We start from the raw sequence: 12,404 nt of genomic DNA, 5'->3' as shown, positions 1-12,404 counted from the left end.
ATGCGCGTCAATTTCACTGTCAACGGCCGTCAGCAGGAAGCCGACGACGTGTGGGAGGGCGAGTCCCTCCTCTACGTCCTGCGCGAGCGCCTGGGCCTGCCGGGTTCGAAGAACGCCTGTGAGCAGGGCGAGTGCGGTTCCTGCACCGTCCGCCTCGACGGCGTCCCGGTCTGTTCCTGTCTCGTGGCCGCCGGCCAGGTCGAGGGTCGCGACGTCGTGACCGTCGAGGGCCTGGCGGAGTTCTCCAAGCAGCGTGACGAGCACGGCCACGGCGGTGCCTGCGGCACCGGCGGCGGCTGCGGCGGCAAGGGCGTGTCCCTGGACGCGGCCAAGCAGTGGCAGGCCAAGCCCGGCGACTCGCAGACCGGTGAGGGCGTCGAGCTCTCGAACATCCAGCAGGCGTTCATCGACGCCGGTGCCGTGCAGTGCGGCTTCTGCACCCCGGGTCTGCTCATCCAGGCGGACGCGCTCCTGGAGGAGAACTCCTCCCCGTCCGACCAGGACATCCGTGAGGCCCTGTCCGGCAACCTCTGCCGCTGCACGGGTTACGAGAAGATCCTCGACGCGGTCCGCCTCGCGGCCGCCCGTCAGGGAGAGGCGGTCTGACCATGGCTCAGAACACCCGCACCGTGCCCGCCGGTACGCCGACGAACGTCACCCAGAAGCACAACAAGGGCGGCATCGGCGAATCGATTCTCCGCCCGGACGGCACCCTCAAGGTCACCGGCGAGTTCGCGTACTCCTCGGACATGTGGCACGAGGACATGCTGTGGGGCCAGACCCTGCGCAGCACCGTCGCCCACGCCGAGATCGTCTCCATCGACATCTCCGAGGCGCTCGCCATGCCCGGCGTCTACTCGGTGCTGACGTACGACGACCTGCCCGCCGAGATGAAGAACTACGGCCTGGAGATCCAGGACACCCCGGTTCTCGCCAACGGCCGGGTGCGTCACCACGGTGAGCCGGTCGCCCTCGTGGCCGCCGACCACCCGGAGACCGCCCGCCGCGCGGCCGCCAAGATCAAGATCGACTACCGCGAGCTGCCGCTCGTCACGGACGAGGCCTCCGCCCTCGCCCCCGACGCGCCGCTGATCCACGAGGGCCGCGACGACCACCACATCGGTCACGTCCCGCACCCGAACATCGTGCACCGCCAGCCGATCATCCGCGGCAACGTGGAAGAGGCCCGCAAGCGCGCCGACGTCATCGTCGAGGGCGAGTACACCTTCGGCATGCAGGACCAGGCCTTCCTCGGCCCGGAGTCCGGTCTGGCCGTGCCGTCCGAGGACGGTGGCGTCGAGCTGTACGTGGCCACCCAGTGGCTGCACTCGGACCTCCAGCAGATCGCCCCGGTCCTGGGTCTGCCGCCGGAGAAGGTGCGCATGACGCTCTCGGGCGTCGGCGGTGCCTTCGGCGGCCGCGAGGACATCTCGATGCAGATCCACGCCTGCCTCCTGGCCCTGGCCACGAACAAGCCGGTCAAGATCGTCTACAACCGGTTCGAGTCCTTCTTCGGCCACGTGCACCGTCACCCGGCGAAGCTCTACTACGAGCACGGCGCCACCAAGGACGGCAAGCTCACGCACATGAAGTGCAAGATCGTCCTGGACGGCGGCGCCTACGCGTCCGCCTCCCCGGCGGTCGTGGGCAACGCCTCCTCCCTCTCGGTCGGTCCGTACGTCCTGGAGGACGTGGACATCGAGGCGATCGCGCTCTACACGAACAACCCGCCCTGTGGCGCGATGCGCGGCTTCGGCGCCGTGCAGGCCTGCTTCGCGTACGAGGCCCAGATGGACAAGCTCGCGGCGAAGCTGGGCATGGACCCGGTCGAGTTCCGCCAGCTGAACGCCATGGAGATGGGCACGGTCATGCCCACCGGCCAGGTCGTGGACGCCCCGGCGCCCGTCGCCGAGCTGCTGCGCCGGGTCAAGGCCCGCCCGCTGCCGCCGGAGCGCCAGTGGGAGACCGCCGGCGAGAACGCGGACGTCCGCGCGCTGCCCGGCGGCCTCTCCAACACCACCCACGGTGAGGGCGTCGTCCGCGGTGTCGGCTACGCGGTCGGCATCAAGAACGTCGGCTTCTCCGAAGGCTTCGACGACTACTCGACCGCCCGCGTGCGCCTGGAGGTCATCAACGGCGAGCCCGTCGCGATGGTCCACACGGCCATGGCGGAGGTCGGCCAGGGCGGAATCACCGTCCACACGCAGATCGCCCGTACGGAGCTGGGCGTCACGCAGGTGACCATCCACCCGGCCGACACGCAGGTCGGCTCCGCCGGTTCCACGTCCGCCTCCCGGCAGACGTACATGACCGGTGGCGCCGTGAAGAACACCTGTGAGGCGGTACGCGAGGCCCTGCTGGAGATCGGCCGCCGCAAGAACGGCTCCTACCACCCGGCGTGGGCCACCGCCGAGCTGCTGCTCGAAGGCGGCAAGGTCGTCACCGACGGCGGCGAGGTCCTGGCGGACATCGCCGACATCCTCGAGGGCGAGGCCATCGACCTCGAGCTCGAATTCCGCCACGCCGCGACCGAGCCCTTCGACCTGGTCACCGGCCAGGGCAACGGCCACGTCCAGTACACCTTCGCCGCGCACCGCGCGGTCGTCGAGGTGGACACCGAGCTCGGCCTGGTCAAGGTCGTCGAGCTGGCGACCGCCCAGGACGTCGGCAAGGCGCTCAACATGCTTTCCGTGGTGGGCCAGATCCAGGGTGGTACCACCCAGGGCCTCGGCGTGGCGATCATGGAAGAGATCATCGTGGACCCGAAGACCGCGAAGGTGCGCAACCCCTCCTTCACGGACTACCTGATCCCGACCATCCTGGACACCCCGACCATCCCGGTCGACGTCCTGGAGCTCGCCGACCCGAAGGCGCCGTACGGCCTCCGCGGTATGGGCGAGGCCCCGACCCTCTCGTCGACCCCGGCCGTCATCGCGGCGATCCGGCAGGCGACGGGTCTGGAGATCAACAAGACGCCGATCCGTCCGGAAGCCCTCACCGGGACCCTCTAGGACGGCGTGGTCCGGGGGCCGAGAGGCCCCCGGACCCCCTCAGACTCTCCGGGCGGTGCGACTTGGGAACGTCACACTTCACAAAGCACCGTCCGGAGTACATACGAAGCACCGCACCGCTCGCGGTCCCTTCAGCTGGCAGTACCCCTGCGAAACCCCCACGTAGTACCAGCGGTCACCCCCGCACTACCCGCAGTACACGCAGTGCACCTTCGCGTCGCCTCGGGCCGTCACCCCGGGTCGTGCAGCCAAACGCAGCATCCCAAATCCCGCAATCTCCAATCCCCACGCGGGTGCCCCTTTGAACCTTGGGAGTTAGGCACCATGACCCAATCGTCTGTGGAGACCAAGACCGCCGCGGAAGAGGCCGGCGACGGCTCTCGCAATCCCGCCGGGCGTTCTTGGCTCGACCGCTACTTTCACATAACGCACAGAGGCTCCAACGTCGGCAACGAGGTCCGTGGCGGTATCACGACCTTCATGGCCATGGCGTACATCCTCCTGCTCAACCCCCTGCTCCTGTCGGGCAAGGACGTCGCGGGCACCGTGATGGACGGATCGGCGATCATCACCGCCACCGCCTTCGCCGCGGCCGTCACCACGCTCCTCATGGGCTTCGTCGGCAAGGTGCCGCTGGCCCTCGCCGCCGGCCTGTCCGTGTCCGGCGTGCTCGCTTCGCAGGTCGCCCCGCAGATGACCTGGCCGCAGGCCATGGGCATGTGCGTGGTGTACGGCGTCGTGATCTGTCTCCTGGTCGTCACCGGCCTCCGCGAGATGATCATGAACGCGATCCCCCTCGCGCTCAAGCACGCCATCACCATGGGCATCGGCCTCTTCGTGGCCCTCATCGGCTTCTTCAAGGCCGGTTTCGTCGGCAAGGGTCCGGAGTTCGGTCCCCCCGTCCAGCTCGGTGCGGTCGGTGAGCTCTCCGGCTGGCCCGTCATGCTCTTCTGCATCACCCTGATCGCGATCTTCATGCTCCAGGCCCGCAAGGTGCCCGGCGCGATCCTGATCGGCATCGTCGGCGGCACCATCCTCGCCGCGATCCTCAACGCCGTCGTCGACATCGACCCGAAGGCCTGGAAGAACGGTCCGCCGGAGCTCGACGGCTCCGCGGTCTCGATGCCGAACTTCTCGCTCTTCGGTGACGTCTCCTTCGGCGGCTGGGGCGACGTCGGCTACATGACGGTCGGCATGATCGTCTTCACCCTGGTGCTCGCCGGCTTCTTCGACGCCATGGCCACCATCATCGGTGTCGGCACCGAGGCCAAGCTGGCCGATGACAAGGGCCGCATGCCGGGCCTGTCCAAGGCCCTGTTCATCGACGGCGCCGGTGGCGCCATCGGTGGCGTCGCGGGCGGCTCCGGCCAGACCGTGTTCGTCGAGTCCGCGACCGGCGTCGGCGAGGGTGCCCGCACGGGCTTCGCCTCCGTGGTCACCGGCCTGTTCTTCGCCGCCTGCCTCTTCTTCACCCCGATCACGCAGATCGTCCCGGGTGAGGTCGCCTCCGCGGCCCTGGTCGTCATCGGCGCGATGATGATGCAGAACGCCCGCCACGTGGACTGGTCCGACAGCGCGACCTCGATCCCGGTCTTCCTGACCGTCGTGATCATGCCGTTCACCTACTCGATCACCGCCGGTGTCGCCGCGGGTGTCATCTCCTACGTCGCCATCAAGATCGCTCAGGGCAAGGCCCGTGAGATCGGCGGCTTCATGTGGGCGCTGACCGGAATCTTCCTGGTCTTCTTCGCGCTCCACCCGATCGAGGGCTGGCTCGGCGTCGGCTGACCCGGACCCGCCTGATCCGTACGAAGTACCGCACGCTCCACGCATCCGATACTGGAAAACGAACCTCTCCGAGGAGGCCCCCATGCTGGACATCGCCGAAGAGCTGAACCGGTGGGTCGAGCAGGGACGTGACTTCGCCGTCGCCACGGTCGTGGCGGTCGGCGGCAGCGCGCCCCGGCAGCCCGGGGCGGCTCTCGCCGTCGACAGCGAGGGCACGGCCATCGGCTCGGTTTCCGGCGGATGCGTGGAGGGTGCGGTGTACGAGCTGTGCCAGCAGGCGCTGGAGGACGGCGAGACCGTCCGGGAGCGCTTCGGGTACAGCGACGACGATGCCTTCGCCGTGGGCCTGACCTGCGGTGGGATCATCGACATCCTCGTCACCCCGGTCCCGGTGGGCTCGCCCGTACGGGAGGTGTTCGCGGCCGGCCTGGCCGCCGCGGCCCGCGGTGAGGCCGCGGCCGTGGCCCGGATAGCCGAGGGTCCGGCCGAGCTCATGGGCCGCGCCGTCCTCGTCCGTACGGAGGGCGCCCACGAGGGCGGCTTCGGCGGACACCCCGAGCTGGACCGCACCATCGCCGAAGAGGCCCGCGCCCTGCTCGACGCCGGCAAGACCGGGGTGCTGGAGATCGGCGCCGACGGCAGGCTCTGCGGAGAGCCGCTGAAGGTGCTGGTCGAGTCCAGCGTCCCGCCCCCGCGGATGATCGTCTTCGGTGCCATCGACTTCGCCTCCGCCCTCGTGCGGATCGGCAAGTTCCTCGGCTACCGGGTGACGGTGTGCGACGCACGGCCCGTCTTCGCGACGAAGACCCGTTTCCCCGAGGCGGACGAGATCGTCGTCGACTGGCCGCACCGCTATCTCGAGCGCACGGAAGTGGACGGCCGGACCGTCCTGTGCGTGCTCACCCACGACGCCAAGTTCGACGTCCCGCTCCTCGAACTGGCCCTCAGGCTCCCCGTCGCCTACGTCGGCGCCATGGGCTCCCGCCGCACCCACGAGGACCGCAACAAGCGGCTCCGCGACGTCGGCGTCACCGAGCTCGAACTGGCCCGGCTGCGCTCCCCGATCGGCCTGGACCTCGGCGCCCGCTCCCCGGAGGAGACCGCGCTGTCCATCGCCGCCGAGATCGTCGCGAACCGCCGCGGCGGCAGCGGCGCGGCCCTCACCGGCGCGCACGTCCCGATCCACCCGGACGTCGCGAACACCGTCATCAGCAGGATCGGTTCCGTCGCTTGAAGGAGTGAGTGACGGCCGAAGGTGAGAAAAGGGCGCCACCCGTAGGGGTTGCGCCCTTTTGGCGTTCCCCCTATCTTACCGGCCGGTAATAGGGGGCCCTCGCCGAGGCGCCCTCTCCGTCCCTTGCCCACACCGGAGTTGAGCGGATGTTGCGTACCGTGCGAACCCTGGGCGTCCTGGCGGCCGCCGCCCTGCTCACCGCCGTCACACCGGCCCCGGCCCCCGCGGCCCCGGGCCCCGCCGCTCCAGCGGCCGGCCTGCGCGAGGTGCTCTTCGTCGGGAACAACTGGGAGGGGACCGCCGACGTCCTCGCCTCCACCGGCGATCTCGCCAGGGTCGGCCGGATCAACGTGATCCCCGACAAGGCGGAGCGGCTCCGCGAGATCTACCTCAACCCCGTGAAACTCGCCTTCTTCCTCGGCATCCGGGAGAGCGCCGGCGAGGGCCACGACCAGTTCGTCGACGACATGTTCACCACCCCGGACGGCTCCGCGGTCGTCGTCTCCCGCCCCAGCTTCGCCGACGTCGTGTCCATCGACGTGACCTCGGGGCGCATCAACTGGCGCTTCCCGGTCTCCGGCCACCGCTCCGACCACATGGCGGTCTCCCCGGACGGCACCCGCATCGCCGTCTCGGCCTCCACCTCCAACACCGTGCACGTCCTGGACATCGCCACCGGACGCCAGGCCGGCTCCTTCGGCACCGGGGACAAGCCGCACGAGAACACCTTCACCCGTGACGGCCGCTTCCTGTGGAACAGCTCCATCGGCGAGGTGAACACCGCGCTCGACGCGCCCTGGCTGGACTGGACGAAGGGCGACCGGAAGATCACCGTGGTCGACGCGCAGACCTTCCGGACCGTACGGGTGATCGACATGCGGGAGCGGCTGAACGCCTTCGGCCGCCGCGACCTGTCCGACGCCGTGCGCCCCGTGTCCTTCAGCCCCGACGAGTCGAAGCTCTACTTCCAGGTGTCGTTCTTCAACGGCTTCCTGGAGTACGACGTGGCATCCGACCGGATCACCCGGCTCAAAACCCTCCCCGAGAACCCCGCCACCAGCACCGACCGCACCACCTGGGTCAACGACTCCCGCCACCACGGCATGTCCATGAGCCCCGACGGGTCCAAGCTGTGCATCGCCGGAACCATGGACGACTACGCGACCGTCGTGGACCGCGCCACCCTCACCGAGGGGCCCCTCGTGCCCGCAGCCAAGCCGTACTGGGCCACCGTCGACGGTGACGGGACGGCCTGCGTGATCTCCGAGAGCGGCGCCGACCGGGTCACGGCCATCGACTTCGCCACCGGCGCCAAACGTGTCTCCGTCCCCGTCGGCGACCACCCCCAGCGGGTCCGGATCGGCCGCGTCCCCGCCTCCTGGACCGGTCCCGCCGGCCGCTAGGTCCTGTCGCCGGACAACGCCGTGACCGGTCCTGCCCGGACGCTCAGCCCACCGTCACGGTCGGCTCGTGCCGGACGGGGAAGTTCACCGAGTTGGCGATGAAGCAGGCCCGGTGGGCCTCCTCGTGCAGTTCGATCGCCGCAGCCACCATCGACTCCTCGCTGACGGTGATCCGGGGGTGCACCACGGCCTCCGTGAACCGCCCGCTGTCCCCGGCGGTGGCCATCGTCCCGGTCGCCTCATCGACGTACGAGGTGACCACCACGCCGTTGATCGTACAGAAGTGCAGGTAGGAGAGCATGTGGCACTGGGACAGTGCGGCGAGCAGCAGTTGCTCGGGGTTCCAGCGGGAGGCATCGCCGCGGAAGGTCGGGTCGGAGCTGCCGAGGATCGCCGGCAGCTCTCCGGCGGCCACCTCGTGCGCCCGCGAGTAGGCGCGGTAGTGGCTGGTGCCGGTGCCGAGGTTTCCGGTCCAGGTGACGCGGGTGGCGTAGGAGTGCAGTCGGGCCATGGCGGCTACTCCGTCTCTCGGGTACGGGACCGGGCGGCGCAGATGTCCGGGATGTGGAGGCGGCGGCGTCGGGCGGTGCCGGGCGTCGACCTGGATCGTACGGCCGTCGCGACGGCCGCGCCCGCTTCCTCCGCGAGGCGATCGACGGCGCCGTCGGCGCCCGAGGGGCGCGCCATCGGCGGGGTCAGGCCCGCCACTCCTCCCGGAGCATCCCGAACAGCACCTCGTCGTACCGCTCACCCGCCAGCAACACGGCGGCCCGCCGCCGCCCCTCCTCCCGGAAGCCGAGCCGGGTGAACGCCCGGACGGCCCGCTCGTTCCCGCTCCAGGTGTCGAGCTGGAGCCGGGTGAGCGGGAAGGTGCCGAAGAGGTGGTCGACCAGCAGCCGCATCGCCTCGGAGCCGTGCCCCTGGCCCCAGAACTCCCGCTCGCCGATGGTGATCCCGAGCGTGGCCGCTCCGGCCCAGGGGTCCAGGTCGCGGTAGTCGGCCGTGCCGATCACCCGACGGTCCGGCAAGGTCTCCACCGTGAACACCGCCGACTCCCGGGGCGAAAGCATCAGCATCCGCTCGAAGAACATCCCCAGCGCCTCCCGTGTGACCGGGCCGAAGCACGGGTCACCGGCGGACGCCCAACGGACCACCTCGGGGTCGTTGCGCCAGCGCAGGTGGTGCTCCGCGTCCTCCGCGCGCAGTGCGCGCAGTGCGACGAGCTCTCCCTCGATCACGCCCTGATCCTCTCCCCGTGACGGCCGACGGCACACCGTACCCACAGGTGATCACCGAGGCCACGGAGTTTCGGAGCCGGAGAGGCGTCACACCTCGGCGGCCGGCCGCCGGCCGCCGGCAGCCGGCCGCCCGGAACGGCTGAAAGCCATAGCCTCTCCGACCCTTATGGGATGACCGGTCTGCGATGACCGATTAGTCTCGCGATCATGGTGGACATCCACGAGGTACCCGAGGCCGACATCGACCGCGCTCTGGAACTCGCGTACCTCGTCTTCCACGACCGGCCCGAGAAGGAGGCCCGCGCCAGACACCACGCGCTGCTGGTGCGGTGCCTGCGGATCGGCGCCTACGACGGGGACGCCCTCGTCGGCTTCATGGCCGCGCACGACTTCCGGCTCTCGGTGCCCGGGGCGGACCTGCCCTGCCCCGGGCTCACCTTCGTCTGCGTCGCCCCCACCCACCGCCGCCGCGGCGTGCTCACCGGGCTGATGACCGAGATGCTGGAGCGCGCCGCGGGCACCGGCAGCCCGGTCGCGGCCCTGTGGGCCTCCGAGGCCGCCATCTACGGCCGCTTCGGCTACGGCGGCGCGACCACCGGCGTCACCATCGAGATCGACTCCACCCGGCCGCTGGCCCTGCGCATCGACCCGGACCGGCGCCCGCTGCGGCTCGTCGACCCGGAGGAGGCGCTCGCCGTGATCGGGCCCTTCCACGAGTCCGCCCGCGCCCGGCGGGCCGGCCGCCCCAGCCGCAGCGCTCCGCGCTGGCGCGAGGAGTGGCTGGCCGAACAGGACGAGCAGGACGAGGAGCTGAGCCCGCCGCGGATCATCGTCCTCGGCGAGCCCGGCGAGCCGATCGCCGGCTACGTGCTCTACCGCACGAAGCCCGAGGCCGACGGCGGGCCCGCCCGCACACCCCAGGGCCTGGTCCGGGTCGATGAACTGGAGGCCGGCACCCCGGCGGTGGCCGCCGCCCTGTGGGAGTGCCTGGCCGCCCTCGACCTCACCGGCCGGGTCCGCGCGTGGGGGCGCCCGCCCGACGACCCGCTGCTGCACTTCGCCGCCGACCGGGACCAGGTGCGGGTCACCGCCCAGTTCCCGGCGCTCTGGCTGCGCCTGGTCGACGTACGCGCGGCGCTGACCGCGCGGTCCTGGGCCGCGCCGGTGGACGTGGTGCTGGAGGTGCACGACGTACGGCTGCCCGGCAACACCGGGCGGTTCCGGCTCGATGCGGGACCGGGCGGCCGGGCGGCGTACGAGCACACGGACGCCGCCGCCGACCTGGCCCTGGACGTACGGGAGCTGGCCGCCTGCTACCTGGGCGGGACCCGGGTCGCCGAACTCGTCGCGGCCGGGCTGGTACGGGAGCACGCGCCCGGCGCGGCCGCCGCGCTGGACGCGGCCCTGTGCACGCCCGTACTGCCGCACACGAGCGACGAGTTCTGAGGGCCGTCGCGGTTCAGGCCGGCGTCGTTCAGGCCGGCGTCGTTCAGGCCGGCAGGGAGATCCGGGCGGCCGACATGCCGAAGCCGGCGCTCCAGACGCCGGTTGACAGGCCGGTGCCCGGCCGGTGCAGATCCTCCTCGCGGTAACGGCGGCACTTGCGATGCCAGTTGAGGATTCCGGAGAGCCAGTCCTGGAGCTCGCGCACGTACGCGTCGAGCCCGGCCCGGGCCTCGGCGTCCAGTTTCCAGTCGTCGTAGAGCAGCGGCAGCTGGTTCGCGACGATGTGCTCGAACTCCTCCGTGCGCTGCGTCATCAGCGAGTGGCAGATGTGCAGCGCCTCCGGGTAGCCGATGTCGAAGAAGTTCCGGGTGACCAGGACGTGGTTGTGGACCTCGCCCTCGAACTCCACCTCCTTCTGGTAGGAGAAGATGTCGTTCATCAGGCACGCGGTGTCGGCCGCCGCGTTCTCCAGGGACCGGATCGTCCCGGAGGCGTAGATCTCCTCGGGGATGCCGCGGCCCGCCTGACCGAGCCGGCACAGGTACATCGTGAGGTTCGAGCCGAAGGTGTGCCGGCGCATCTCGGCGTAGTCCACCGGGTCCGGGATGCGGTTCTGGATCTGGTTCTCCATCTCCCACACCCAGCTCTCCAGCATGCTGACGAGCGTCGCCCGGAACTCGGCGCGGACGGACCGGGTCATGCTACGGCTCGTGCGGACCCACAGGTCGGCGAGCGCGCGCTCCATCGCCGTGACCGGCGGCGGCTGTTCGGCGTGGTCGACCGGGATCATCGCGACCAGCCGCGCGGTCGCCGCCTTGGCGGCCGTGAGGTTCTTGGCCTGGCCGAAGACCACCGGGTAGTAGTCGTCCCCGTACGTTCCCCAGGTCAGCCAGCACGCGTTGAGGAGCAGCGCCCCGGGCTCGGCGTCCGGGTCGATGCCGGCCGAGCAGAGCGCGAAGTCGTAGCCGCGCAGCTTCTGTTCGGTCCAGATGGCGGAACCGGGGTCGCCGGGCTGCGGTTCGAGCAGGCCCATGCGCCGCGCCCAGTCGACCGATCCCTCGCGCGCGTGGTCCAGGTGCGGGCTGAGGGAGAGCGTGAACGGCATGTAGACCTCCGGGATCACGGACGGTCCGGTGCGCTCGAAGGGGACGTGGGTGAAGGAGCGGCGGCGCAGGTCGGCCGAGCGCTGCGTGAAGACGGACCTCAGGTCGAGCGCGGTGGTGCCGAGCCCGGAGGGGAGGAAGGGCAGCGTGACCGGGGCGGTGGCCCTGGCCTCCTTGTTCATGTAGCGGCTGGAGACCATGTGCCATTCGTGGCCGCCGGACTGCCAGTCCTGCAGGCCCTTGGCGTAGGCGAGGACAGCCGCGATCTCCGCCGGGGTCATCGCGTGGTCGGCGAAGAGCTGGGGGAGTTCGGCGAGCGCGGTCTGCTCGAACTGGTGCAGGCGGGAGGTGAGCAGATCGTTGGAGACCTCGGCGGCCTCCTGGGTGGTGCAGCCGAGGAAGGTCTCCAACACGAGTACGGCGTTGGACAGTTCGCCCTCGTCGGAGACCTCGCGCTGGTAGGAGAAGAGGTCGTTGCGGATGTGGACGGCGTCGGAGAAGGCGTCGCGCAGGACGCCGAGCGCGCGCGAGTGCGCGACGCGCGCCGGGACTTCGGCGGCGACGTATTCGATCAGGCCGGCCGACCAGGGGGCGCCGCCCACCTTGCGGCGCATCTCGATGTATTCGAGGGGGTTCGCCACCCGCCCGATGTTGATGTTGGCGAGCTCCCACATCGACTCGTCGAGGAGGTTCTTCGTGGACAAGGAGAACCGTTCCCGCCAGGCCTTGGACATCGCGGGGACGGTCCGTGCCCACAGGTCCGCGAGGCCCGCCTCGACCGGGTTGGTCGGCGCGGGGAACCCGTCGGCCAGGTCCATCGGCATGAAGGCGGCCAGCCCGTCGAGGTACTCCTTGGCGCCGGCCCGGTCCTGCGAGCGCTTGAACATCTCCAGGAAGTGGTCGTCGAAGAAGAACACCCACACGTACCAGTCGGTGACGAGGGACAGCGCCTCGCTGTCGCAGTCGGGGTGGGTGTACGAGCAGAGCAGCGCGTAGTCGTGCGAGTCGAGATCGCTCTCCTCCCAGACGCCGGAACCCTCCAGCATCCCGAGGCCGCGCGCCCACCGTTTGGTGTGGATCCGCGCGTCCTCCAGGTGGGGGTTCAGTCGCGCCGGATAGGGCACATAGAAATCCGGCAGTTGAAACGGCTGCGTCACGACGGGTTGGGCCTTTCGTCCATG

The 12,404-nt window shown here is 70.4% G+C and carries 9 protein-coding genes; 6 read left to right on the top strand and 3 right to left on the bottom strand.

Features of this window, described 5'->3' with window-relative positions:
- From RIU97_RS08965 to RIU97_RS08945, 5 genes are all read left to right on the top strand, one after another.
- The gene (locus tag RIU97_RS08965; RefSeq protein ID WP_266573281.1) at positions 1 to 606 is read left to right on the top strand and encodes a (2Fe-2S)-binding protein; all 606 of its coding nucleotides are present in this window, start codon (positions 1 to 3) and stop codon (positions 604 to 606) included.
- A gap of 2 nt (positions 607 to 608) precedes the next feature.
- Positions 609 to 3,011 carry a xanthine dehydrogenase subunit D gene (pucD, locus tag RIU97_RS08960; protein WP_404954962.1) on the top strand — a complete coding sequence of 801 codons (2,403 nt, stop codon included), beginning with the start codon at positions 609 to 611 and terminating at the stop codon, positions 3,009 to 3,011.
- Positions 3,012 to 3,335: 324 nt separating this feature from the next.
- Positions 3,336 to 4,799, top strand: a complete 1,464-nt coding sequence (locus RIU97_RS08955; RefSeq protein WP_404954960.1) for an NCS2 family permease — start codon at positions 3,336 to 3,338, stop codon at positions 4,797 to 4,799.
- A gap of 82 nt (positions 4,800 to 4,881) precedes the next feature.
- Positions 4,882 to 6,033 (top strand): XdhC family protein, encoded by a 1,152-nt coding sequence (locus RIU97_RS08950; protein ID WP_404954958.1) that lies wholly within the window; start codon positions 4,882 to 4,884, stop codon positions 6,031 to 6,033.
- Positions 6,034 to 6,179: 146 nt separating this feature from the next.
- On the top strand, positions 6,180 to 7,436 hold the full coding sequence (locus tag RIU97_RS08945; protein ID WP_404954956.1) for a YncE family protein: 1,257 nt from the start codon (positions 6,180 to 6,182) through the stop codon (positions 7,434 to 7,436).
- 43 nt (positions 7,437 to 7,479) lie between these two features.
- On the opposite strand, the gene RIU97_RS08940 is transcribed toward RIU97_RS08945, so the two are convergent.
- Together RIU97_RS08940 and RIU97_RS08935 are read right to left on the bottom strand one after the other, a co-directional pair.
- Entirely contained in the window at positions 7,480 to 7,947 is a 468-nt protein-coding gene (locus RIU97_RS08940) for an OsmC family protein (protein WP_404954954.1), read from the bottom strand.
- Positions 7,948 to 8,131: 184 nt separating this feature from the next.
- A complete protein-coding gene (locus RIU97_RS08935) occupies positions 8,132 to 8,674 on the bottom strand; it encodes a GNAT family N-acetyltransferase (RefSeq protein WP_404954952.1) in 543 nt (180 codons plus the stop codon).
- Positions 8,675 to 8,881: 207 nt separating this feature from the next.
- Between RIU97_RS08935 and RIU97_RS08930 the strand changes: the two genes are divergently transcribed.
- Complete coding sequence (locus RIU97_RS08930; RefSeq protein ID WP_404954950.1) at positions 8,882 to 10,120, top strand: GNAT family N-acetyltransferase; 1,239 nt, start codon at positions 8,882 to 8,884, stop codon at positions 10,118 to 10,120.
- A 43-nt stretch (positions 10,121 to 10,163) separates the two neighbouring features.
- On the opposite strand, the gene RIU97_RS08925 is transcribed toward RIU97_RS08930, so the two are convergent.
- Entirely contained in the window at positions 10,164 to 12,380 is a 2,217-nt protein-coding gene (locus RIU97_RS08925) for a germacradienol/geosmin synthase (RefSeq protein WP_404954948.1), read from the bottom strand.
- Between the last annotated feature and the right edge of the window lie 24 nt (positions 12,381 to 12,404).

It is taken from the genome of Streptomyces sp. 147326 (assembly GCF_045000215.1).
GTDB lineage: Bacteria > Actinomycetota > Actinomycetes > Streptomycetales > Streptomycetaceae > Streptomyces.
Note: the sequence above shows the minus strand (reverse complement) of the source record. Positions and strands in the feature narration are given on the sequence as shown.